Source organism: Comamonas resistens, from assembly GCF_030064165.1.
Lineage (GTDB): Bacteria > Pseudomonadota > Gammaproteobacteria > Burkholderiales > Burkholderiaceae_C > Comamonas > Comamonas resistens.
In genome coordinates this window covers 4,820,547-4,844,551 of the sequence record NZ_CP125947.1, presented here as the reverse complement: position 1 = coordinate 4,844,551, position 24,005 = coordinate 4,820,547, and the positions used below count along the sequence as shown (strand labels likewise).

The 24,005-nt window shown below is 56.5% G+C and carries 23 protein-coding genes and 2 pseudogenes; 20 read left to right on the top strand and 5 right to left on the bottom strand.

From position 1 onward, the window contains the following. Positions 1–104: 104 nt before the first annotated feature. The 9 genes from QMY55_RS22670 (at position 105) to QMY55_RS22630 (ending at position 7,795) form a co-directional block, all read left to right on the top strand. Positions 105–1,112: a GlxA family transcriptional regulator gene (locus tag QMY55_RS22670; protein ID WP_283486351.1), complete on the top strand. Its 1,008-nt coding sequence runs from the start codon at positions 105–107 to the stop codon at positions 1,110–1,112. Positions 1,113–1,663: 551 nt separating this feature from the next. Then, positions 1,664–2,248: a nitrile hydratase subunit alpha gene (nthA, locus tag QMY55_RS22665; protein ID WP_283486350.1), complete on the top strand. Its 585-nt coding sequence runs from the start codon at positions 1,664–1,666 to the stop codon at positions 2,246–2,248. A gap of 59 nt (positions 2,249–2,307) precedes the next feature. Beyond that, positions 2,308–2,955 carry a nitrile hydratase subunit beta gene (gene nthB, locus QMY55_RS22660; protein WP_283486349.1) on the top strand — a complete coding sequence of 216 codons (648 nt, stop codon included), beginning with the start codon at positions 2,308–2,310 and terminating at the stop codon, positions 2,953–2,955. A 67-nt stretch (positions 2,956–3,022) separates the two neighbouring features. Continuing rightward, positions 3,023–4,252: a GTP-binding protein gene (locus QMY55_RS22655; RefSeq protein ID WP_283486348.1), complete on the top strand. Its 1,230-nt coding sequence runs from the start codon at positions 3,023–3,025 to the stop codon at positions 4,250–4,252. Positions 4,253–4,319: 67 nt separating this feature from the next. Further along, positions 4,320–4,910: a peroxiredoxin gene (locus QMY55_RS22650; RefSeq protein ID WP_283486347.1), complete on the top strand. Its 591-nt coding sequence runs from the start codon at positions 4,320–4,322 to the stop codon at positions 4,908–4,910. A gap of 251 nt (positions 4,911–5,161) precedes the next feature. Next, positions 5,162–5,521, top strand: a complete 360-nt coding sequence (locus QMY55_RS22645) for a DUF2946 family protein (protein WP_283486346.1) — start codon at positions 5,162–5,164, stop codon at positions 5,519–5,521. Positions 5,522–5,897: 376 nt separating this feature from the next. Beyond that, positions 5,898–6,650: a DJ-1/PfpI family protein gene (locus QMY55_RS22640; protein WP_283486345.1), complete on the top strand. Its 753-nt coding sequence runs from the start codon at positions 5,898–5,900 to the stop codon at positions 6,648–6,650. Continuing rightward, positions 6,647–7,264 carry an SCO family protein gene (locus tag QMY55_RS22635; RefSeq protein ID WP_407650566.1) on the top strand — a complete coding sequence of 206 codons (618 nt, stop codon included), beginning with the start codon at positions 6,647–6,649 and terminating at the stop codon, positions 7,262–7,264. Before QMY55_RS22640 ends, QMY55_RS22635 begins: the two co-directional genes overlap by 4 nt. A 42-nt stretch (positions 7,265–7,306) precedes the next feature. Next, positions 7,307–7,795, top strand: coding sequence for a copper chaperone PCu(A)C (locus QMY55_RS22630; protein ID WP_283486344.1), 489 nt, complete (start codon positions 7,307–7,309; stop codon positions 7,793–7,795). A gap of 146 nt (positions 7,796–7,941) precedes the next feature. On the opposite strand, the gene QMY55_RS24860 is transcribed toward QMY55_RS22630, so the two are convergent. After that, positions 7,942–8,190, bottom strand: coding sequence for a M20/M25/M40 family metallo-hydrolase (locus QMY55_RS24860; protein WP_407650565.1), 249 nt, complete (start codon positions 8,188–8,190; stop codon positions 7,942–7,944). Between the two features lie 188 nt (positions 8,191–8,378). Here QMY55_RS24860 and QMY55_RS22625 point away from each other — a divergent pair, with 188 nt between their 5' ends. The 7 genes and pseudogenes from QMY55_RS22625 (at position 8,379) to QMY55_RS22595 (ending at position 15,785) form a co-directional block, all read left to right on the top strand. Beyond that, the gene (locus QMY55_RS22625) at positions 8,379–8,588 is read left to right on the top strand and encodes a hypothetical protein (RefSeq protein WP_283486343.1); all 210 of its coding nucleotides are present in this window, start codon (positions 8,379–8,381) and stop codon (positions 8,586–8,588) included. Positions 8,589–9,604: 1,016 nt separating this feature from the next. Continuing rightward, a complete protein-coding gene (locus QMY55_RS22620) occupies positions 9,605–10,642 on the top strand; it encodes an aliphatic amidase (protein ID WP_283486342.1) in 1,038 nt (345 codons plus the stop codon). Beyond that, positions 10,597–11,201: pseudogene (locus QMY55_RS22615) on the top strand (AmiS/UreI family transporter). Before QMY55_RS22620 ends, QMY55_RS22615 begins: the two are co-directional and overlap by 46 nt. Beyond that, complete coding sequence (locus QMY55_RS22610; RefSeq protein WP_283486340.1) at positions 11,198–12,040, top strand: CbbQ/NirQ/NorQ/GpvN family protein; 843 nt, start codon at positions 11,198–11,200, stop codon at positions 12,038–12,040. Before QMY55_RS22615 ends, QMY55_RS22610 begins: the two are co-directional and overlap by 4 nt. A 12-nt stretch (positions 12,041–12,052) precedes the next feature. Next, positions 12,053–13,855 (top strand): nitric oxide reductase activation protein NorD, encoded by a 1,803-nt coding sequence (locus tag QMY55_RS22605; RefSeq protein WP_283486339.1) that lies wholly within the window; start codon positions 12,053–12,055, stop codon positions 13,853–13,855. Positions 13,856–14,013: 158 nt separating this feature from the next. Then, positions 14,014–15,159: a transporter substrate-binding domain-containing protein gene (locus QMY55_RS22600; RefSeq protein WP_283486338.1), complete on the top strand. Its 1,146-nt coding sequence runs from the start codon at positions 14,014–14,016 to the stop codon at positions 15,157–15,159. Between the two features lie 2 nt (positions 15,160–15,161). Further along, on the top strand, positions 15,162–15,785 hold the full coding sequence (locus tag QMY55_RS22595; RefSeq protein WP_283486337.1) for an ANTAR domain-containing response regulator: 624 nt from the start codon (positions 15,162–15,164) through the stop codon (positions 15,783–15,785). Between the two features lie 84 nt (positions 15,786–15,869). Here QMY55_RS22595 and QMY55_RS22590 read toward each other — a convergent pair. Then, positions 15,870–16,474: pseudogene (locus QMY55_RS22590) on the bottom strand (IS481 family transposase); the annotation flags it as partial. Positions 16,475–16,692: 218 nt separating this feature from the next. Between QMY55_RS22590 and QMY55_RS22585 the strand changes: the two are divergent. The 3 genes from QMY55_RS22585 (at position 16,693) to QMY55_RS22575 (ending at position 19,004) form a co-directional block, all read left to right on the top strand. Further along, positions 16,693–17,241 (top strand): cysteine hydrolase family protein, encoded by a 549-nt coding sequence (locus QMY55_RS22585; protein WP_283486336.1) that lies wholly within the window; start codon positions 16,693–16,695, stop codon positions 17,239–17,241. A 176-nt stretch (positions 17,242–17,417) separates the two neighbouring features. Continuing rightward, entirely contained in the window at positions 17,418–17,675 is a 258-nt protein-coding gene (locus QMY55_RS22580; protein WP_283486334.1) for a metal-sensing transcriptional repressor, read from the top strand. 9 nt (positions 17,676–17,684) lie between these two features. Next, positions 17,685–19,004: an MFS transporter gene (locus QMY55_RS22575; RefSeq protein ID WP_283486333.1), complete on the top strand. Its 1,320-nt coding sequence runs from the start codon at positions 17,685–17,687 to the stop codon at positions 19,002–19,004. 126 nt (positions 19,005–19,130) lie between these two features. On the opposite strand, the gene QMY55_RS22570 is transcribed toward QMY55_RS22575, so the two are convergent. From QMY55_RS22570 to QMY55_RS22560, 3 genes are read right to left on the bottom strand one after another with little or no spacing between them, the layout of a single operon-like run. Continuing rightward, positions 19,131–19,808: a gamma-glutamylcyclotransferase gene (locus tag QMY55_RS22570; RefSeq protein ID WP_283486332.1), complete on the bottom strand. Its 678-nt coding sequence runs from the start codon at positions 19,806–19,808 to the stop codon at positions 19,131–19,133. A 7-nt stretch (positions 19,809–19,815) separates the two neighbouring features. Beyond that, positions 19,816–21,144, bottom strand: a complete 1,329-nt coding sequence (locus QMY55_RS22565) for an ATP-binding protein (RefSeq protein ID WP_283486331.1) — start codon at positions 21,142–21,144, stop codon at positions 19,816–19,818. Continuing rightward, positions 21,141–21,809, bottom strand: a complete 669-nt coding sequence (locus tag QMY55_RS22560; protein ID WP_283486330.1) for a response regulator — start codon at positions 21,807–21,809, stop codon at positions 21,141–21,143. Before QMY55_RS22560 ends, QMY55_RS22565 begins: the two co-directional genes overlap by 4 nt. 91 nt (positions 21,810–21,900) lie before the next feature. Here QMY55_RS22560 and dsbD point away from each other — a divergent pair, with 91 nt between their 5' ends. Further along, the gene (gene dsbD, locus QMY55_RS22555; protein WP_407650563.1) at positions 21,901–23,769 is read left to right on the top strand and encodes a protein-disulfide reductase DsbD; all 1,869 of its coding nucleotides are present in this window, start codon (positions 21,901–21,903) and stop codon (positions 23,767–23,769) included. The last annotated feature ends 236 nt before the right edge of the window (positions 23,770–24,005 follow it).

Here is a 24,005-nt window from a genome sequence, read left to right as displayed (position 1 = left end):
GTTTTAGCGGCATCTATTTACGCTGATCCATTTCCAAAAGTGTGGCGTGCTGGTGCTAAACTGGCGAGTGGCGAAATCGACATTATTGGGGGCGGTAGCGACAGATGAACTTGACCCAAGGAGCCGAAATCGGCTTGGTGCTCTACCCAGGAGCGCAGCAGGCGTCCGTCCTTGGTCTGACGGATCTGTTCTGTGTGGCAAACAACATTGAGGCGTCGTATCGGAAGCAGCCGGATCTTGCATTGCGAGTCACACACTGGCGGCAGGAAACGCCGAATGCCCCTCCCGAGCGCGTCTTCGACAATGGGGCGAACCCGTCGTCCGTGCTCTCGGCCTTGATTCTTCCTCCCACCCTCGGGGAGCCGACCAGCGTGTCGCTCTCCCCTGACTGGACAGGCTGGCTACGGGAGAAACATGCCAGCGGGGTCGTTCTTGGGTCGGTGTGTGCTGGAGCGTTCTTGCTCGCAGGAACCGGGTTGATGTCAGGACGTCCAATGACGACGCACTGGGCGTATGCCGAACGGTTGCGGGAGCGCTTCCCAGAGGTTCGTGTCGATGTCGACAGGCTCATCATCGACGACGGCGACGTCATCACTGCCGGCGGCTTGATGTCCTGGACAGATCTGGGCCTGCGACTGGTAGACCGACTGCTTGGCCCCTCGGTGATGCTCGAAACTGCCCGCATGTTGCTTGTCGATCCGCCTGGGCGGGAACAACGCTACTACAGCGTGTTCGCGCCACGACTTACACACGGCGATGCGGCGGTGCTCAAGGTGCAGCATTGGCTGCAAGCAACCCAAGCCAAGGACGTTGCATTGGCGACGCTGGCCGCCCAGGCAAAACTCGAAGAGCGTACTTTCCTGCGTCGGTTCCAGAAAGCGACCGGCATGACGACGACAGAGTACTGTCAACGTCTGCGTGTCGGGCGGGCTCGGGAGCTGTTGCAGTTCAGCACCGACTCCATCGACCGCGTGGCTTGGGAGGTAGGCTATAGCGACCCGGGAGCCTTCCGAAAGGTGTTCTCCCGGGTCGTCGGCTTGTCGCCCGGCGAGTATCGCCGCCGGTTCTACGCGAACCGCAATGTTGAGCCGTCCTCTGAGCCCTTGTCTTAGAGGCCAGCGGCGGCAGCAATGCGCCGTTGCAACCCCACGTACAAGTTCGGAGCTGCGAAGGCGTCAGCATGCTAGCGAAGCGAGAGGTGCAGGTGAGCCGCTGACAGCGGCGTCAGTGTGAATCGACCAGGTTCTTATAGGCAGCTCGGAACTGCTCACCTTTATCACCATAGATTGTAGGTTGCAATCAGTAGATGTTCTATGTAGCTATTGTCCCAATCGCTTTTACATTGACTAACGGCGGACAGACGCCGCGCAGATTTCATCGCAGATATTTGACATCAGCTGCCAAGGTTGCCAGCGCAGATGTCGGGCAATAGAGCCCGAATAGATTCATACCCTGAATCTATTCGGGCTTTTTTGTTGTCCTACTTTTCGCATTCCCGTTTTTTGGACCAGTCATAGGTTCGCTGGCGGAGCTTTGCCAATGCTGCCCTGAAACCTTCTTGCGCTGCAACTGTCCGCCGGATAGGTCGCACTTCTTAATCGAAACTCTAATTGCAGTTTCCGACAATAGAAGGATCACAAACCATGAAGAAAGAGCACAAACGATGACCGCAACAGCTACCAAGACGCTTACTAACAAGGACCGGGCATTAGCGCTGAAAAGCGTGCTTGAAGCCAAGAAGATCATTCCTGCTGGCCACATGGAAAAGTGGGCAAAACACCAGAAGAAGGACTGGAACGCCAGTAACGCTGCCCGGGTGGTCGTCCGCGCATGGACCGATCCTGAGTATCGCAAGCTCCTGCTCTCCGATGCACAGACTGCGATCGAGGAATACGGCTATACGGGTCCGCAGGGAGAGTACACAGTCGTTCTGGAGGACACCCCTGATGTGCACAACATCATCGTTTGCACTCTGTGTTCGTGCACGCACTGGCCGCTGCTGGGCATCCCGCCCGAATGGTACAAGAGCTTTGAGTATCGCGCTCGTGTGGTGAGCGAACCTCGCAAGGTTCTTACCGAGATGGGCACTGACGTTCCCGAGGACGTCGAACTGCGCGTTTGGGACACGACGGCTGAGACGCGGTACATCGTGCTGCCCATGCGCCCGGCGTACACCGAAGGCTGGACCGAACAGGAACTGATGAAGATCGTGACGAAGGACGTTCTGATTGGCGTTGCGCTGATCTAACGAACGATTTATCGATCACCAAGCGAACATTACAAACTTCAAGTAAAGAGAGATTTATCATGGATGGTATTCACGACTTCGGTGGAAAGCAGGGTTACGGCTCGGTTCGTCATACAGTTAACACTGACGACTACAGTCACCCTCTGCACAACGAGTGGGATGAGCTGGGCTATGCTTTGGTCGCTGCGGCAGAGCATGCCCCGAACGGAAAGGCGTTCACCTGGGACAAGGTGCGTCATGGGATCGAGCGGATCGACCCGGTACGTTATCTGACCTCAGATTACTTCGACCGGGTTGTCATCGGTCTGGCGACTGCATATGTCGAGGGCGGGGTCATTAGTAAAGATGAACTCGACCAGGCCGCTGGTGGTGATTTCCAGCTTGCGCAGCCGGTTATTTCTTCTGGTCGGGAGGCACCCAGCCACGCGACGTTCCAGGTCGGCGAGCGAGTTCACGTTTCGGGCGAGCGTGTGAACGGCCACATCCGGATGCCGTCCTTCTGTCGCGGGAAGTTCGGCACCGTCCTGCACAAGACGACTGAGGAATGGCCCTTCCCGGACGCGTACGGACACTGGGACGTCAAGGCTGAGCCAGAGTGCACGTATCACGTGAAGTTTGACCGTCAGGAACTGTGGGGACCGAACGCGGAGCCGGGTTCGGTCGTGGTGGACCTTTTCGAGGGTTACTTGGAGAAAGTCGCAGCGTAAATAGTTCCTACTATTCCCTGTAAAAACGCGAGTTCTGATTAAATCAGAAAAAGATTGGAGTCATATCATGCCAGCCGAACGGCTTCCCGTCACAGTCTTGTCTGGTTTTCTCGGCTCGGGTAAGAGCACACTCCTCAATCACATCCTAGTCAATCGGCAAGGCCTTAAGGTGGCGTTGATTGTCAACGATATGAGTGAGATCAACATTGACGCACAGGATGTTGAGCGTGAAGTCAGCTTGAGTCGCACTGACGAGCGACTCGTGGAAATGACCAACGGATGCATTTGCTGTACGTTGCGTGAAGACCTCTTGGGAGAAGTGCTCGAGCTAGCAGAGTCCCGACGATTTGATTACCTAATAATCGAATCGTCGGGAATTTCCGAACCCTTGCCGGTGGCAGAGACATTTACCTTCGCGGACACGTCTGGAAGAAGTCTTTCCGATGTGGCAACGCTCGATACCCTGGTGACCGTCGTAGACGCTTCCAATTTCCTCGATGTCTTGTCCACCAATGAAAGGCTCGACAATGATCCCAAGCTTGGTACGGGATTGGGTCGGAACCTTAGTGATCTCCTGTCCGATCAGATAGAGTTTGCTAATGTTATTGTCGTCAACAAGACGGACTTGGTGGATGAAGCAACTATTGCTCGAATAAGCGCCGTCATACGTAGTATGAATTCTCGGGCAAAAATCGTGCCTACGGTCATGGGTCACATCGATTTGCGTGAGATTATGTCGACGGGTTTGTTCAGCTTGGCCGAAGCGGCGGAGAATCCGACATGGCTTCGGGAACTACGCGGGGAGCATGTCCCGGAGACGGAAGAATACGGGATCAGCTCCCATGTATATCGCAGCCGAGTCCCGTTTCACCCCGCGCGGCTCCACGCGCTTCTATCCGGAGAGTGGCAAAATGGCACGCTCCTGCGTGCGAAAGGGTATTTCTGGAATTCCGCTGTGCCGTACTCGACCGGTGAGATGTCATTGGCCGGCGTGAGGGTCCGTTATCAATATGTGGGTCTTTGGTGGTATTTCACTCCCAAGGATTTCTGGCCTGTCGAGGACTACCAGATGGATATATTGAACGAAAAGTGGGACGAGTCGGTGGGAGACTGCCGGCAGGAGATCGTGTTCATTGGCCAGGGTATTGACTATGACCTGCTGGAGCAACAGCTCGACGATTGTTTGCTGACTCCGGAGGAATCTGCTGAAGGTTTGGATTCTTGGGAACAATTTGAGAATCCGATCGTTCCGTCGGACTCCTACGAGTGGGCATCGGAAGACACTGTAAGTCACTGATCAACTAGGTTGCGCGGCCACACGGCCGTAGTATTAGCCCGTCACGAAAATCAGGAGGCAATGGCGAATGTCTGTTTTAACTATTGGTGATCAGTTCCCCTCGTATAATTTGAAAGCGCTGATCGGTGGCGATCTTTCAAATGTGACGGCGGACAGCCCGAACGACTTTTTTACGACGGTGTCTGGCGAGGATAACCCCGGAAAATGGCGCGTGATCTTTTTTTGGCCAAAGGATTTCACGTTCATCTGCCCCACGGAGATCGCGACATTCGGTCGTCTGAACGGCGAATTCAATGATCGCGATGCAGTCGTGCACGGTGTCTCGATCGACAACGAATTCGTACATTTTCAGTGGCGCGCCCAGCATGAGGATCTCAAGAACATACCGTTCCCTATGCTCAGCGACCTGAACCGGGAACTGGTGGAGGCCACGGGCGTGCTCAACGCTGAGGGTGTGGCGGATCGCGCCACCTTCATTGTCAACCCGAATAACGAGATTCAGTTTACGTCGGTCACTGCTGGTTCCGTGGGACGCAACGTCGAAGAGGTGCTTCGAGTGCTTGACGCGCTGCAGGCGGACGAACTCTGTGCATGCAACTGGAGGAAGGGCGACCCGACGCTCGACGCCGGCGAGCTGCTGGCCGCCAGCCTGCCCTGAAAGTGCTGGAAAAGATCGTCGTGAGGCGATCTCTCTGGTTGCTGTGATCACTTCTTTTAAATGTTCTGGAATGGAGTGCCCGCGGTGAAGCCTAGTTGTAAGAGTACGTCTCACTTCATATCAGCGCGGGTACAGAACCATCCTTGAACAAAGCAGTTTCTTGCATGAGTGTTCTCAATTGATGCATGACATGCTATTAATTAAGAAGTGAAACTGAAGAAATAAAAGATCACCTGTCATAATTCACGATCATGCAAATCTTGCGCACCTCTTCAATGCTCACCCGCCTGGTCCTGGCGTGGTTTGTGTTGACGCTGGGTGTTGCAGCTGCTTCCCCGGTGATCCACCCGCAGTCTATGCAGATGGTTTGCTCTTCCGGCGGAAGTATGAAGCTCATTGTCATGGACCCAGATGGCAACGAAGTCGTTGCAGGACACCATACTTTGGACTGTCCGATGTGTTTGGCCGCGACACTGCCGCCTCCGCAGGCCCAAATGAGCGTGGAAATGCCACAGCCGCTTTCCTACGCGCTACAACCCATCTACGCTGCACACATCGCAGCGATGGTGGGTGCACCGCTACCACCTCGCGGTCCTCCCGCACTCTCCTGATCTGCCGCTATTGAGTTTTGCCGAGCGCTGCGTGCGCACTCAGCCATGATTGTGCGTGCCTGGCGCAGTCTGTAGTGGGTCATTGCGTTCGGCCATCCATCAATACTCAGCCGCCTGACGAACGTAGTCGACTGGAGCGGCCACACATTTCAAGAGCCGTCGCTTCTATCTGCACCACTCCTGATGGGAGGGCTGCCGAATGAATTCGTTTTGAGCACGAAAAGGACCGTTATGCCTGAACCAATGCACTGCCAAGTGCACATGGTGTGTAGGCGATTGAGAATTTGCTATGACGCCATCTGAAAGACGCAGCTTTCTGCGTGTCGCTGCTGCAGCATTGGCTGCCTCCCCCTGGTTAGGATCTGCTGCTGAAGGCATGTCTAAAGAACATGACATGCATGCCATGCCGGCATCCTGGACGGGAACGGAGCAAATCGGCATGCTGATGTATCCCGGCATGACTGCACTGGATTTTGTCGGCCCACAACACATGCTGGCTGGGCTGATGGGGGCCAAGGTGCACCATATCGCCAAGACCATGTCTGCTGTGGTGAGCGACACCCAACTCGCGTTTGTACCAACGGTCACCTTGGACCAAGTCCCACGTGATCTGGACATCCTCTTCGTACCAGGCGGAGGCGACGGAACCCTTGCGGCCATGCGAGATGCGCAAATTCTTGCGTTTCTCGCCGACCGTGGCCGCCGAGCCAAATGGGTCAGCAGTGTCTGCACTGGCTCGCTGCTGCTGGGTGCGGCAGGATTGCTGAAGGGCTACCAAGCCACCACCCATTGGGCAACGCATGCACTGCTGACAGAGGTTGGTGCCACTCCCGTGAATGCCAGAGTCGTACGCGATCGCAACCGCATCACCGGTGCAGGCGTCAGCGCAGGCCTGGATTTGGGTCTCACCATCGCCGGCATGCTGCGTGACCCTGCGTACGCGCAGACCATGCAGTTGCTAGCCGAGTACGCCCCCGAGCCGCCATACAGCGCAGGCACCCCACTCAGTGCTCCGCCAGAGGTCACCATGATGGTCGCGGAGATGTTCAAGGACTTCAATCCACAGATACGCACTGCGCTGGCCTCTAAAGGCTTTAACGAAACGGCGTCCAAAGGACCTCAACCATGACTCTGGAGAACACGGAAATGGCAACCATGAAAAATAGGCCATCGCGCAGAACACTGCTGACCATGGGCGGATTGGCGCTGATCGGCCTGTCAGGCTGTCAACGAAAAATGGTCTTCAATGGCATTGATGTCAGCGGGTCCGAACAGGGGCGCGATTTTGAGCTGAAAGACCCAGAGGGTAAGACACGCACTTTGGCTGATTTCAAAGGCAAGGCCGTGATGGTGTTTTTCGGCTTCACGCAGTGCCCGGATGTTTGTCCGACGGCCTTGGTGCGTGCCGCAGAGGTCAAGCAACTCCTGGGCAAAGACGGTGATCGCCTGCAGGTGCTGTTTGTCACTGTCGATCCCGAGCGCGATACCCCTGAGGTCCTCAAAGCCTACACCGCAGCCTTCGATCCCAGTTTTATTGGGCTCTACGGCGATCTGCAGCGCACGGCAGAAACGGCCAAGGAATTCAAAGTCCATTACGAGAAGGTCTCCACCGGTAGCTCGTACACGATGGACCACACCGCGTTGACTTTTGTCTACGACCCAAGCGGCAAGTTGCGACTGGTGCTGCGTCATCAGCAAAGTGCCCAAGAGTTTGCCCAAGACCTGCGCAAGCTCTTGCTCTGATAGCCATCTATGAATCACCCATCCCCACTTCAGGAGAGAAACATGACTTCCATTTTCCGTTTTGCTGCCGTGGCCCTAGCTTTGATCGCCAGTTCCGCGCACGCGCAGATCACCGTCAAAGACGCGTGGGTACGCGCCACTGTTCCGCAACAAAAGGCGACCGGGGCCTTCATGCAGCTGCAATCTGCAAAGGACACCCGCCTGGTATCTGCCAGCTCTCCAGTCTCCCCAAATGTGGAAGTGCATGAGATGAGCATGCAAGACAATACGATGAAGATGCGCCAAGTTCCGGCGGTGGATCTGCCTGCTGCCAAAACCGTAGAGCTCAAGCCCGGTGGCTATCACGTGATGCTGTTGAATTTGCCCGGCCCCATCAAAGAAGGTGAGACCGTCCCATTGACCCTGACCTTTGAGAGTAAAGCGGGTGAACGTGAGACGGTTGAGGTGCAAGCGCAAGTGCGACCTCTCAACAGCGGCAGTGCTCCTGCTGAGCATGGAGGCCATGGCAGCAAAGCCGGCTACGCCCATTAATCTCAGCTGACAAGTAACAGGTAGCACCGCAACTCGCTCGACTTGACCTGGGGCGCCGCCATAGCGTCCTGCTGGTCATCTTCGTGCTGGCCTGGGGAGCGCTATGGTCATCCCATGCTCGTTCTTTCCAATCGGAGAAGGACAGGTCATGGACAGAGGTTTGTACAAGTCAGGGACCGCAGCTCGTTCAGCTTGATAACGATGCTGCAAGCTCTGAAGAGCATCAAAACAAACCATCGGAACATCACAGCTAGGTGTACGGCTACTCCCGCTTTTTCGGCCGCGGCACCGCGGCCGTAGAGCCGTCCGTCGCGTTTGGTCGGTTGAAACGGCGAAGACTTCCATTCGTTGTCGTCGCGCACTGGCTGGACGTCATGGTGCGTGTACAACAGCACTATTGGCTTTCCAGCTGGAGTCGGACGCCGAGCGATCACTGCTGGTGCGGTCCCATCTGCATGAGGGCTGACGATACGCACATCGTCGAAGCCAGCTGCCCGCCGTGCTGGCCGACGAGATCGAGGCCGCCGCGCGCCATGCGCCCTAGCAGGCGCTGTGGCGGCGCATACACGGAAGTGGCACCTGTTTGAGACAGGGCTTTGCCCGCAACATGGTGCGCTGCGCGGACGACATGATCGGCTACATCGACTTCGAGGACGACCCGCTCGCCACGCTGCCGCGCGAGCTGTGCATCGTCAAGGACGCGCTGTGCTACGCCTACTCCACCGCGCTGTACCTGCGTCAGGCCGGCGTGATGGAAGCCGCCCGCCCGCACTGGCAGCAATGGCGCACGTAGCTCGATGCGCCCACCCGCCAGGCTCTGGACGCCACCACGCAGCGCATGCGCTGGGTACGCTTGCTGGCCGACGCGTCGCCTGGGCCGCGACACGTAGGGGCTGCGCGCGGTGTACGACCTGCTGCGCAGCGACGTATAAATTGATAGCTAAACACGCTACCACATAAGCGGTTCAGACTATTTTTATTCAAAATTCAGGTAAAACCTGCATCGGATAACAGACCTTGCGCACCTGAATTTCAGACGGCTTTCGTCCGCACAAAACCGAGAGCGCGCGCTTGCAAAAGCTGATACGCGAGCTGAACATCAAATTGGACTGACCATGACATCCGCCAGGCGCAGCCAAGGACGCTCGGATCGTGCTGGACCTGTAGCCAGCGCCAGCATGCAGCCGCAACGGCGCAAGAGTCGATTCTATCTAGTGTTGTGTTCGATGCTATGAGGAACTTAAGAAAACCGATGGATTCGTCGTTCTGGCGAGGGGCGAGCCGCAGTGATACCCGTAGGTATCGCGAGGATTCGCAACAATGCCAGGGCGGCGAAGGCGCGGTTTTATATCCCTCTATGCGTCGAACACCACACTAGCGAAGCGAGGGGTGCAGGTGAGCCGCCGACAGCGGCGTCAGTGTGAATCGACCAAGTTCTTATAGGCAGCTCGGAGCTGCACATCTATATCACCATAGATTGCCGGCTGCAATCAGTAGATGTTCTATGTAGCTATGTCCCAATCGCTTTTACATTGACTAAAGGCGGACAGACGCCGCGCAGATTTCATCGCAGATATTTGACATCAGCTGCCAAGGTTGCCAGCGCAGATGTCGGGCAATAGAGCCCGAATAGATTCATACCCTGAATCTATTCGGGCTTTTTTGTTGTCCTCCTTTTTGCATTCCCGTTTTTCGGGCCAGTCATAGGTTCGCTGGCGGAGCTTTGCCAACGCTGCTCTGAAACCTTCTTGCGCTGCTGCTGCCAGCCGGATAGGCCGCACTTTTTTCCATGGTAACCAGGAGCAAGTTATGAGACACGGAGATATTTCGAGCAGCAACGATTGCGTGGGCGTAGCAGTGGTCAACTACAAAATGCCACGCCTGCACACCAAGGAAGAAGTACTGGACAACTGTCGCAAGATTGGGAATATGTTGGTTGGGATGAAGCAAGGCCTGCCGGGCATGGATCTCGTGGTCTTCCCCGAGTATTCCACGCACGGAATCATGTACGACTCTAAGGAAATGTACGAAACCGCTTCGGCCATTCCCGGCGAAGAGACAGCCATCTTCGCGGATGCCTGCCGCAAGGCCAACGTCTGGGGCATCTTCTCGCTCACAGGCGAGCGCCACGAAGATCACCCTAACAAGGCACCCTACAACACCTTGATCCTCATGAACAACCAGGGCGAGATCGTGCAGAAATACCGCAAGATCATGCCCTGGGTGCCCATCGAAGGCTGGTACCCCGGCGACTGTACTTATGTCAGTGAAGGCCCCAAGGGCATGAAGATCAGCCTGATCATCTGCGATGACGGCAATTACCCGGAAATCTGGCGTGACTGCGCTATGCGCGGCGCCGAACTCATCGTGCGCTGCCAAGGCTATATGTACCCGGCCAAAGAACAGCAGATTCTAGTCTCCAAGGCCATGGCTTTCATGAACAACACCTATGTGGCAGTGGCCAACGCGGCGGGCTTCGACGGCGTCTACTCCTACTTTGGTCACTCAGCCATCATCGGCTTCGACGGCCGCACACTGGGGGAGACAGGTGAAGAAGAAATGGGTATCCAGTACGCCGAGCTGTCCAAGTCGCTGATCCGCGATGCGCGCAAGAACGGCCAGTCGCAGAACCACCTGTTCAAGCTGGTGCACCGCGGCTATACGGGCACCATCAACTCGGGTGATGGCGACAAGGGTGTAGCCACCTGCCCCTATAGCTTCTACAGCCAGTGGATCAATGATCCGCAAGCCACACGCGAGATGGTCGAGTCTTTCACACGCACGACCGTGGGCACATCCGAATGCCCTATCGAAGGCATCCCTCACGAAGCGCCCAAGCACCGCTAAAGCTGCCGGAAGGGCCGTTCAAGTGCATCGAGTGGCCATGCTCTCCGATCAATATAACAAGACAGAATATGCTGGGTATGGCACTTTTTTTCATTGGCGCCGTGCTGATTGTCAAAGGCGTCGGCCTCAGTGGTCGCATCGAAGGCCGCGACTCCGCGCCCTTCAATTTACTGGTGGGATTTTTGGCATTGTTTATCAACGCCATTGGCATCCTACGCGCTAACGCAGATCCCGATTTCTTCGCCGCCGCCGGTGGCCTGCTGTTTGCTTTCACCTACCTGTATTTGGCTGTGGTGCAGTGGTGGGGTCTAAAAGGAGTGGGCCTGGGCTGGTATTGCCTGTTTGTGGCGATTAGCGCTCTGGCTTTTGCCACCACGGCCAGTGATATTCGTGTCATAACCATGTGGCTGGTCTTGTCTAGTTTATGTTTTTTCTTCCTTCTGGCGCTCGGTTGGGCAAACAGCTTCGCTTCTTGGCGGGCTACACAGTGCTCGTCGGCATCGTGACGTGCTGGATTCCAGGTTTGATGTTGTTGATGGAGAAATGGGGAACACGATGAACGCAAAAAGCTATCTGCTTGCTAGTGGCGGCAACGACCCGCTGGCCGATTACCGCTTGGCCAAAGAGCCTTTTTACCGCCCGGCACATAACGAGATTAAGCTCTACGAGCAAGCTTATCGCCACCGAATGCCGCTGATTCTGAAAGGCCCGACGGGCTGCGGCAAGACCCGTTTTGTCGAGCGTATGGCCTGGGCGCTCCAGCGCCCGCTCATCACCTTGGCCTGTAACGAAGACATGACTGCCTCCGACCTAGTCGGGCGCTATCTGCTCGACGCCAATGGCACGGCGTGGCACGATGGGCCCCTGACCATGGCCGTGCGCTACGGCGGCATCTGCTACCTCGACGAAGTGGTTGAAGCACGCCAGGACACCACCGTAGTCATCCACCCGTTAACCGATGCACGCCGCGTGTTGCCGCTCGACAAAAAGGGCGAAGTCGTGCAGGCACACCCTGATTTCCAACTCGTGGTCTCTTACAACCCTGGCTACCAGAGCAGCGCCAAGGACATGAAACCCTCGACGCGCCAGCGTTTTGCTGCGCTGGAGTTTGATTACCCCGATGCCACCACTGAGGCCGAAATCGTCGCACACGAAGCCGGTATTGAGCGCACACAAGCCGAGCGCCTAGTGGCCCTGGCCCGCAGCACGCGCGAGCTCAAAAACCGTGGCCTTGACGAAGGCGCATCCACTCGCATGCTCATCTATGCCGGCTTGTTGATGCGCGATGGCGTCTCGCCGACCGACAGCTGTGACATGACCATTACCCTGGCGCTTACTGATGACCCTGACACTACCCAGGCTCTGAAAAAGCTCGTGCAGGCGCAGTTTGGCGGCTGAAAGTTAGCAACCATGGCCCCATCAACCGCCTCTTCCTTCAGCAACAATTCCACTTCTGCCTGGATCGCTGGAGACGACGCCCATGCCCTCGAGCTCCTGGCGATGCTCGCCTCGGGCCTGGCGCTGACTCGGGTAAACGTTCAGCCATTGCAAGCAGCCAACCTACCGCAGGCGGCAGGCGGTCTTTTTGGTAGCGCCGCGGCCAAGCCAGCCTCGGCGGCGCGTGCCATCTTGTTGCCGCATTCCGATGCAGCTTCGGCCAGCGCTGCCCAGTTGCTGCTACCGCCACTGCCCGAACTGAGCAATGTCGATCGTTCGCGAATGCACACCGCCATGGTTGCTCACGCTGCGGCACATTTGACGCACTCACCTGCGCGCCAGCCCAGCCAGGCCCTAAAGCCCATGGGTATGACGGTGGTCTCCGCCATGGAAGACGCCCGCGTCGAACGCCTGCTGCTACGCGATTACCCAGGCGTACGCCGTTGGTTTACCGAGCAGCTCGCAGACGAACCTGAGGCCGAGAACCTGAGCTTTCTAGCCTTCATGGCACGGCTTGATCGCATCTTGCTGCTGCCGAACAGCCAAAGTGGCAACCACTGGATCAACAAGGCACGCGAGCTTTTCGAAAAGGCTGTGCAAACCCATGGGCTCGAAGATTACGCTGCCTTCCGAGCCATCTCCTCCATCTTGGCCAATGACCTCGGACAGATGCGCGTGCGCATGGACCCACAGCACTATGTTTCGCCCACCCTCTATCGCGATGACAACAGCTATCTCTGGGAACATCCAGAATCCGATGACAGCAACGATGAGGCTCTATCGCTGGCCCAGACCGCCGCGCGCCCGCCTCCCGCACAATCGAGCCCCCAGCAAGAATCAATCGAACCACAGCCACTGGGCCAGGCCCAGGACTTTGAAATCGCGCGCTTCCACTATCCAGAATGGGACAGCAAGAGTGAGCACATGAAGGCGGACTGGTGCACAGTAATTGAGAAATTTCCCGCCTGGCAAGGTCTGAGTGAAATCAATAACTCTCGTCTGCCCAGCAATACCCGCATCGATAGCTTGGCACTGCCCAACGCTCGCCAGCTTGACCGCCGCCACCGCCTGCGCCGCCAATGGGAAGGAGAGGATGTAGATCTCAACGCAGCTATCGAAGTACAGGTGGACATGCGATTGAACCTCCGCCCCGACCCACGCCTGTTCATGCGCACCGGCAAAGGCCCACGCCCAACCAGCATACTGGTACTGCTTGACATTTCCGAATCGGTCAACGACATCGGCCCGTGCGGCCAATGCCTGCTCAATCTGGAAAAGCAAGCCGCGCTAATGCTGGCCCAATCGAGCACGCGCGGCACCGGTCGCCTCGCTATTCACGCCTTCTCTTCCAACACGCGGGCAGAGGTCAACTACTACCGCTTGCTTGATTTTGGCCAGCCCCACACCAGCGCCACCGCCGCCATGATCCAGTCCATGCGCGGGCGCTTCTCCACACGATTGGGTGCCGCCATGCGCCATGCCTGTGGCCTGCTGCGCAGCGAGCCCGAAGACCAGCAAACACTGCTAGTGGTCACCGACGGTGCCCCCGCCGACATCGACGTGCACGATAAAAAATACCTGATCGAAGACGCGCGCCACGCTGTCCAGGAAGCCAAGCGCGCAGGGGTGCGTGTTTGCTGCTTGGCCGTCGATGCGCAAGCTGATGCCTATGTGCGCCACATCTTTGGCTGGCGCGACTACAGCATCGCCGACGATGCGGAGCAACTGGTGCCGCGTTTGACGCGCATGAACGCCCGGCTGGCTGCGGGACGCTGAGCAAACAAAGAGCTGCCGACATGGTGCTACTGCAAAAGTCGCATATCCAAGGCGCTTCGCGATCACATTTGAGCTAAGCTGGTTGCTACTTTTCAGCAATTTCGCCGTGCTGGCTCCGGTGCCCAAAGCACTGCACCAGCCCAGTCAGGAGACAGTTTTTGGCAAACACTGACCCTTTACGCGTAGGCGTTCTTTTTTCGGAAACTGGCACCACTTCGTCCATTGGCCGATCACAACTCCAAGGCACGCTGCTAGCTCTTGATGAAATTAACAGCGCCGGTGGCGTGCTCGGGCGGGAACTGGTCGTAATACGCCATGACCCCGCTTCCAACCCAGGCCGCTACGCCCAACTGGCCGAGCAACTGATCGTGCAGGATAAAGTAAGCACCATCTTCGGCTGCTACATGTCGAGTAGCCGCAAGGCCGTGCTGCCCGTGGTAGAAAAATGGAACAAGCTCTTGTTCTATCCCACGCTGTACGAAGGCTTTGAGTTTTCAGACAACATTATCTACACCGGCGCGGCCCCCAACCAAAACAGCGTGCAGTTGGCCGATTTCATGACTAGCAGCCTTGGCGCGCGTGTCTACCTCATTGGTTCGGACTATATATACCCTTATGAATCCAACCGTATCATGCGCGAACTGGTGCTGCAACATCCCGAGGGCGAAATCCTCGGAGAACGTTACCTGCCGCTAGCTGCCACCGAGTGTGACTACCGCGGCGTCATGGAAGATGTGCGCCAGAAACGTCCAGACTTCATCTTCTCCACTGTCGTCGGCGACTCCACTGCCCGACTTTATCGAGCCTATGCCGATGCCGGCTTCAACCCCAAGGAAATGCCGATTTGCAGCCTCACCACATCGGAGGCCGAAATCGGACAAATGGGCTTTGAAGTCGCCGCTGGCCACATCACCTCAGCGCCTTATTTCCAGTCCATTCAATCTGTCACCAACCAGCGTTGTCTAGCCCATCTCAAGCGGCTGTTTGGTGACGACTGCCGTCCCAACCTGTGCTGGGAAGCTTCGTATTTCCAGATGCACATGTTTGCTAACGCCTTCCGCCGATCTGGTAGTGACACTGTCAGTGAATTGCTGCCGTACCTACTCGGCAGCGAGTTCGACGCACCGCAGGGGCGTGTACGCATCGACCCGAGCAACCACCACACCTGGGTCTACCCGCGCATAGGCCGCGCTAACGCGCAAGGCGAATTCATCATCCTGCGTGAGGCCAAACGTGCCGTATCGCCCGATCCCTACCTTGTCACCCACTCGCTGGGGGACTGGACAGCCAAAATAGAGGTCTGAGAGTGAACCGCCAGCAGCCCCGCGCTACTTCGCCGCACCTCAAAGAGCTACGCCAGCTCAAAATCACCCTCATGCATCCCGACGACACAGATGGCCTGCTGCTTGCCCAGCAACTCCAACGAATCGGCTGTCAAGTGCGGAACATTTGGCCACCCGTACAACACCTGCCTGAAGCCACCGACATCGTCCTATTGGCCGTACGCCCCGATTTTTTGCATCTGCCCATGATCTGGGCGCAAGGCGAACAGGCCCCCGCCCTTGTGGCCGTGGTGAATTATGAAAACCCCACCATTGTTTCTGCCGTTCTGGACCTCAAGGCCCTAGCCATCCTGCCTTCGCCCATCCGCTCCTTTGGTCTCCTCTCCACCTTGGTGGTCGCACGCAAAACCCACAGAGAGAGCAGGCAGATGCAGCTGTACATACACAAGCTGCAAAACAAACTACTCGGCCAGCGCGGTGTGACCGATGCCAAAGCCATTCTCATCGCCACCCACCAAGTCAGCGAAGACCGTGCCTACGAAATGTTGCGCGAGCAAGCTATGAAAAAGCGCATATCCATTGAAGAGGCTGCCCAAGCCATCATCGGCGCGAGTGAGTTGCTGGGGATGAGGGGCAAGCCTGAGTAGCAGGCGTTGAGCTTTATAAAGGTGCGAACGGTTTAGGCAAGTTCGAAGTTATCGCGTGTGAGGAACTTCGAGCAAGTTTGCGCGGCGGTTGGTGAACTGGATGCCGTTATCGGTGAGCACCGCATGCAGGGTGTACGGCACCGCCCCAATCACATTACGCAGGAACTGGGCGGCCGTCATCTTGTTGGCCGAGGGATACAGTTCGGTGAGTGCGAACTTGGAGGTGCGGTCGATAGCCACAAAGAGATGGAGCTTGCCCTCAGCGGTCTGCACTTCAGCAATGTTGACAAGAAAGTAGCCAAGGGGGAGCTCTTGAAACGTTGCCTGACTGGCTTGTCGCCATCAATCTCGGGCAGGCGTGAAATGTCATAACGATGCAACGATGAAGCGATGAAGCGAGGAACGAGTCAGATGCGGGAGGTGGATTGCAGCGCATACAGGCAGTCTCCAGCGGCAGCAGGGTGTGCTTGCGAAAGGCACGCTTCGTCCTCTACGGACAAGACCGTGGAACACGGCTGCCTGGGACCGGTTGGAAGATCGGCGACAGAGGTCCGCTTTTTCCACTTGGCCACCGTCTTCGGATTGATGCCATGGCGCTTACCCAGTGTCCTCAGGCTCTCTTGATTATTTTGTACCGCTCGACGGATCGCCTCTGTCGTTGTGGCACTCCCATGCAAAACCTGGCCTATAGTGCATCCTTCCATTCTGGCGAGAACATTGCAACATTAAAACTTAGGATCAAACATCTTAGGCACACCCATAGCACATCGGTCAATTGGACGTTTCATCCCGTCAATCCGCACGCTTTGTCGATATTGACACGAATGTTGTCGGTGTCGCCACTTATCGGTACGGACGCCTCCTGTGAACATATGGGCTCATCCATTGAACCAACCAGGAGAGTTTCATGAAAAAGCGCGGTCTGATCGTCGTCGATCTGCAAAACGAGTATCTGCCTACGGGCAAATTGCCTCTTTCGGGCATCGAAGCGGCGTCTGCCAACGCAGCCAAGGTGATCGCGGACGCACGTGCCAAAGGTGTCCCGGTCTTTCACATCCGCCACGAGTTCGCCAACAACGAAGCCCCGGTGTTCGTGCCGGGCACCGATGGTGTGGAAATCCAGCCCGCCGTGGCGCCGTTCACAGGCGAACCTGTGATCGTCAAGAACTACATCAACTCCTTCCGCGAGACGAACCTCAAGCAGCAGCTCGATGCGAACGGCGTTGAAGAGGTCGTGGTCGTTGGTGCAATGAGCCACATGTGCGTGGATGCCGTGGTGCGTGCTGCTGCGGACATGGGATACCCCGTTACCGTGCTGCATGACGCCTGCGCCACGCTCGATCTGGAATTCAATGGAGTCACCGTCCCCGCAGCTCAGGTACACGCCGCCATGATGGCCGCTTTCGCCTTCGGCTATGGCACCGTGAAATCGTCGGGTGAGTACCTCTCGGCCTGATAGGACACTGCAGAAGATGCCCCGGCATACTTCGTCGAAGTATGCCGGGAGCAACAGTATCCGCGGCTGCGTTGGCATAGGTCTGGGTTGTGAATTCAAGCTTCATGGCCGCCAAATAGCACGCTCGGTTCCATTCCATGCTTGTTGCATCCCCCCCGGGGGGATACAATGATTAAATGGAAAGAACGCAAAAACATGCAAGCCATCCAGAACTGGTGAAGCGCCTAAAGCGTGCCGAAGGCCACCTTCGGCATGTTGTTGGCATGATTGAAAGTCACAGTTCGTGTCTCGACATCGCTCGCCAACTCTCTGCGGTGGAAAGCGCGATAACTGCTGCAAAACGTACGCTTATCCATGATCACATTGATCACTGCCTTGACCATGACACGCAAGAAATCCTGGTGGAAATGAAGGCACTCGCCAAATTGCTTTAGGGGCAATCAATGCTGGATGTTCTGCAAAACAGAATTTATCGCCGCCTGTTTTCCGCCCAGGTGATCGCGCTTGTCGGTACTGGTCTAATGACCGTAGCGCTTGGCTTGCTTGCCTATGACTTGGCTAAAGCTGATGCCGGAGCCGTGCTGGGTACGGCGTTGGCCATCAAGATGATCGCGTATGTTGGCATCGCCCCGATCGCTCAGGCTTTTGCAGACCGCGTGCCGCGGCGAACTCTACTGGTGGTCCTTGATCTGATACGAGCGTCCGTCGCCGTCTGCCTGCCCTTTGTCACTGAAATATGGCAAATCTATCTGTTGATCTTCGTACTTCAAACGGCATCAGCCAGCTTCACCCCGACCTTTCAAGCAACAATCCCAGATATTCTTCCCAACGAGGAAGACTACACGAAAGCGCTGTCGCTTTCTCGGTTAGCTTACGATCTTGAGAGCCTGATTTCTCCAATGTTGGCGGCAGCACTATTGACCGCCATTAGTTTCCATAATCTGTTTACAGGAACAGTCGTCGGCTTTCTGATTTCGGCTGCGCTAGTCGTTAGCGTCACGCTCCCTGCAACCACTCCTGGGCCGCGCAGAGGCATTTGGGAGCGAACAACGCGCGGTATTCGTATTTACCTCGCTACACCGCGCCTGCGCGGCCTGCTGGCAATCTGCCTTGCTGTTTCGGCTGCGGGCGCTATGGTGCTCGTTAACACCGTGGTCATCGTAAAAGCTCGCTTTGGACTCGGCGAGGCTGAAGTCGCATGGGCTCTTGCTGCGTTCGGTGGGGGTTCGATGATCGCTGCGCTGACGTTGCCCCGCATTCTCGAAAAAATGCCTGATCGGCCCGTCATGGTTGCAGGTGCAGCCGTATTAGTTATTGGTACAGCATCTGGATCGCTGATCCCAACCTATTCCCTGCTACTGCTGATTTGGTTCGTGATCGGCTTTGGCTATAGCGCGGCCCAAACCCCTTCCGGTCGTCTTTTGCGGCGCTCGGCTCATGCCGAAGATCGGCCGACGCTCTTCGCAGCACAGTTTGCCTTGTCGCATGCTGCCTGGCTTCTTTGCTACCCGCTCGCGGGGCGTTTTGGTGCGGCTTGGGGTTTGCAGTTCACATTCATTGTCATGTCGCTGATCGGATTTTTCGGAGTCATGTTGGCCTTGAAACTTTGGCCCGCAGGTGATTCGTCTGATATGACTCACGATCACCCGGATTTGCCTCCTGATCATCCACATTTGCGCAAATATGCAAAAAACCATACGCATTGTCATACTTTCGTTGTGGATGATCTGCATAGGGCTTGGCCACAGAATAGTGGAGCCTAATGCATGAACTTGGCAGTAATGCTCGCTGCGTTAATCGCAGGTGTTTTTATTAATTACAAACCCCAATCGAGATGGCGAATGAGTTGATAAACGGGGCGTGCTCAGCCTCCTGAGGTTCGAGAGCGTTCAATGCTGGGCCAGCAGATCGGCCAGCTCACGGATATAGCCGTCTGTTATCCCTTTCATCCGCAAAGCGTTGTCGAGTTGGAGAACGTAATCGCGATTGGTTCCCAGGCTCCCATGCGCCACTGCAATGACCGGCCCAATTGCATTGGGCGAGGCGTCTGACTCGTACAGATGACTTTCCCGGTTTGCCGTGAAAATGATCGCTTGAGCGGCCCGGCCATCTTCCAATGTGATGGTCGCCCACTCTGGCCGGTACACGCCGCCAACCATCTCCCGCATCCAGACCATCCTTAACTCTTGCTCCAGATCCTCTTCCCGCAGTCGAAGCGCAACGCCATCGGTGAACGCCCCTGGCTCTAGTGCGAGCATTCTTCCAGGCTGGTCCACGCTGCCACGGGCCAGCACCAGGCGGATGCAAAAACTCCGATGCCAGCCTTCCAGCGTAGCCATGACGTTTTCAGCGAATTCAAACACCGGGTTGCAGATCAATGAGCCATAGGCGAATAGCCAAATTGGGTCGCCATTCGGGCGCTGCGCCAATGTCTCCTGCATGGACGCTTCGATACGTTCCTCCGACCACCATTCAATGCCTGGGGCGTCTTTGAATGAATTAAGAAAGGCACCGCTACTTAAATTTTTTCTATCAAGCACTGAAGAATCCTTCGTATTTGTGTTCATATATTCCTCATCCTAAAGGGATTGTAACTTTGGCGATCAATCCCCCTTGATTCCTCGGCATCATATTCAATGACCCTCCAAAACGTTCGACGATGGCTCGAACAATGGATATCCCAAGGCCAGAACCGTCACCACGTCGTCGACCTTGATCGCCTCGCCAGAAGCGTTGACCGATTTGGGCTGTATGTTCGGCGCTTAAGCCGGGACCACGATCCATCACCTCGATGTAACACTGCTTCTTTGGCTCGGCGAACGAAATTTTTACGTTGATGGGACAAGTAGATGGTGAATAGCGCAGCGCGTTGTCGAGCAGATTTCGCAGGACTGCTTCGAGCATGGATTTGGGAACAGGTGTGCAAGTATCCGCGCCTTCGCTAACAAGCGTTACGCGAGCGCGCGCAGCATCGTCTAGGCGGGTAATAATTTCATCCACCACTGCCAGTATGGAAGTACACGAGCTGTCGCTGCCAATCGGAGCTTCGGCGCGGGCCAGTACCATCATTTGATCCAAGGTTCGCCGCAATCGGCGTACTCCTTCTTCAGCGCTGCGAAGTGAAGCCTGTGCTTCTTCACCCTGAGTCAGCCGCACTACTTGAAGATGCGTGTCGATCACGGTCAACGGCGTGCGTAATTCGTGCGCGGCTGCATCAGTAAAGGCTCTCTGAAGAGACAACGCTTTCGCCAGGCGTCCGAGCAGGCCATTCATTGCCGCAAGGACCGGGCGCAATTCCGATGGTGTCCCGTGGCTGTCGATCGGAGTCGTGTCTTCAGTGTTCTTGTCGCGCAAGGCGCGGCACAGTGCCTTGAGTGGAGCGAGCCCACGCCCAATTCCTATCCATAATGCTGCCAAGCAACCAAAGAACGCAATCAAAAACGGAACGCTTGCAGCACATAGCAATTCATTGATCAGGATGTCGCGTTCGTCGATGCGATCTGCTGTGGTGATTTGATAGTCGCCAGCCCGAAGCACGTAAACCCGCCAGGCTCGGCTGTCTACCTCTCGGACGCTGTATCCAGACTGCAAGTTTTCAAATGCGGAGTGGGGGCCTCCTACAGTGCGTGCTAAAATCTCTCCGCGCAGTGAGCGGATCTCGCAGGCGATGCCTTCACCACCGCTGACTCGGACTGCATCGTTCCAGTCGGGGTCTGCTGAACCAGGAGAAAATGCGGCGCGTTCGAGCAGGCCTGAGACCATACGCGCCGACATGGCCAGTCGGCCATCAAGGGTGCGGTCCAAGTTTGCATGAACATCCCGCATCATCCAGCCCGCAGCAGCGCCCCACAAAACAACCAGAGCAATCCCCGTGATCAAGACGGCACGTAAGCGCAAACTCATGACGACCTCCGCCAACCTAGACGATACCCCAAGCCGCGTGAGGTTTCGATAGCCTGGTTACCCAGTTTGCGACGAATGTTGTGGATATGTACGTTCAGTGCATTGCTGTGAATCTCTTCGCCAAAACCGTATAACCGTTCTCGTAGGGAGTCGGGGGGCAGCCATCGCGCCTCGGCATTGGCCAGGTGCACGAGCAAATCCACTTCACGGCGCGACAGTTCGACCGGCTGTCCGCTCAACCACGCCAGGCCGCTATCGGGTTCCACACGCAAGGGGCCGGCCTCGATAATTTGTACGCAGCGCCCCTGGGATCGTCTGACCAGTGCATGCAACCGCGCAGCGAGCTCCCTCAAATCGAAGGGCTTGGTCATGTAGTCATCGGCACCGCCATGCAAGCCGGATAGTCGATACTCGATGGCGTCCCGCGCAGAGAGGATCAGTACCGGAACCGCAGGCTCGAAAGCCCTGATAGCATCGAGCAGTTGCAGGCCGTCGCGGTCCGGCAGCCCCAGATCGAGAACGATGGCATCGAACGTTTCTTCTTGCTGCATGCACTCCGCGTCTGCTGCTGTGAGTACGTGCGCCGCAGCGATGCCATGGGCGCGCAAGCCTACGAGGATGCCGCTCGCAATCAGTTCATCATCCTCCACTAGAAGTATCCGCATCTTGCCTCTATCTTGCTTTGGTCAAAGCTTCATATTAGGCCGGAAAGGCTGGATCGTCACTTTATTCTCACTTAATCGACATCGGCCAAGATTGGCTGAACACTTGTGTCTGAAGGGTGACGATTTGCGTATCGATCTGTTGTTGCGCCGAGCTATATTGGCACTTGTACTAATGTGCTGCGCTGCTGGCGCAGCAGTAGCGGGTAGTGGTTCATTTCTGTGGAGCAACGAATCTCAGTTCCTGGATGCAGCAGAGGTATTCAAGCTGAGAGAAGTTAGCCAGCAAGACGACTGGATCGTTGTCGAAGGAAAAATAGCTAAAGGCCATTACCTCTACCGGCATGCGCTCAAACTGACCGATGAAAAAGGCAGAAATGTTCCTCTAGAACTTCCAGCAGGTACAGCCAAGCACGACGAGTCTTTTGGCGATACGGAGATTTACACATCTCCGGACTTGAGTCTGCGGTTCCCTGCCAACACCGCAGGACCGGCTACGCTCCATTGGCAGGGCTGCGCCGACAAGGGGGTCTGCTATCCACCTGGAACCATTCCTGTAGCTTGGTCTGCGACTAACCGAGTCCAAGCCAGCAACCACGCATCGCCGGTTCCTGAAACCGCGAGAGCAGCCAAGTCTCACGAAGGTGTTGGTGACGATCAGGCGCTTGCAAAGCGGCTGGGAGCGATGGGGCCTGTTTCCGGTATGTTGCTGTTCTTAGGCTTTGGTCTGCTGCTGGCATTTACGCCTTGTACATTGCCCATGATTCCGATCATATCCACACTGGTAGTTGGCAGTCAGGCCAAGCCACGTCGTGCCTTCGCGCTATCGCTAGCGTACGTTTTGGCGATGGCCGGCACCTACGCAGCGGTGGGTGTGGCCGCAGGCCTAGCCGGCGCCAATCTGCAGGCCACACTGCAATCGCCTTGGCTCCTTAGCGCGTTCGCAGGTCTGTTTCTCGTCTTGGCGGTATCGCTGTTTGGCGCCTTCGAGCTGCAACTGCCCTCAGCGTTCGTCAATCGCATCGAATCTGCGGGGCGCGGGCGTGCAGGAGGAAGTCTTGCCGGTGCTGCCGTGCTGGGTTTTCTGTCAGCATTGTTGGTCGGGCCTTGCATGACGGCTCCGCTAGCGGGTGGGCTTCTGTACATCGGGCAGACAGGCAGCGGATTGACAGGGGGACTTGTGCTGTTCGCGCTCGGTTTGGGTATGGGATTGCCTTTGTTGGCGATCGCGGCCTTTGGTGCTCGTATTCTGCCCAAACCTGGCGAATGGATGGACAGGGTATGCGTTGCTTTCGGCTATGTGATGGTTGCCATGGCGATCATGATGCTGGCGCGCTTCCTGCCAGCCACAGTAAGCCTGCTGTTATGGGGAGCCCTCGCGCTGGGCGTAGCGTTTGGGCTCCTAGGTTGGGCGAAGGCCTTGAAGTCCACGGGCCGTTTGATGTGGGCGTTGAAGTTCGGCGCCGCACTGATCGGTATCTGGTCGATTCTGATGCTGGTGGGCGCAGCTTCTGGAGCAGATTCTGCCTTGCAGCCGTTGGCTTACATGCGGCTGTCTACAGTACCATCCGGCACAAACAATGCTAGCACAAGTAAGCCGAATTACCTTGCAGCAAAGTCCGTCAAAGACGTTCAAGCCCGACTGGACGAAGCGAGCGAACAGGGGCAGTGGACCCTGATCGACTTTTACGCGGACTGGTGTGTGAGCTGTCATGTGATCGAGCGCAACGTCTTCGGCGATACCACAGTGGCCGAGCGCCTGGCAAAGCTGCAGATACTGCGGCCGGATGTAACGCGCAATGATGCTACAGATCAAGCACTGCTCAAGCAGTGGCAGGTCATGGGACCGCCCACGCTGATTCTGGTCGGTCCTGATGGAAAGGAGCGTCGAGCGCAGCGCATGGTCGGAGAAATGGAGCCTCACGATTTCCTTGAGCGTCTGAGCGAGGCAGGCGCGCCATGATCGGGGTTGGGCCTTTCTCGCTCCATATCGCCATCCTTGACTCTATCGTAGCGTTGGCATGGTTGGAAAACGCCTGCGGGATACTCGGAAGAAGACGGGAGACATCAAGATCTAGTGAGATCCAATAAACCGTGAAAATCCGATGATGATCATTTGGCATGCTCCGAGTCCTACCTCTTTGGAACGATCGCGAAAAAACGCTGCCAATATAATGAGAGAGGCTCCGGGCACACAGG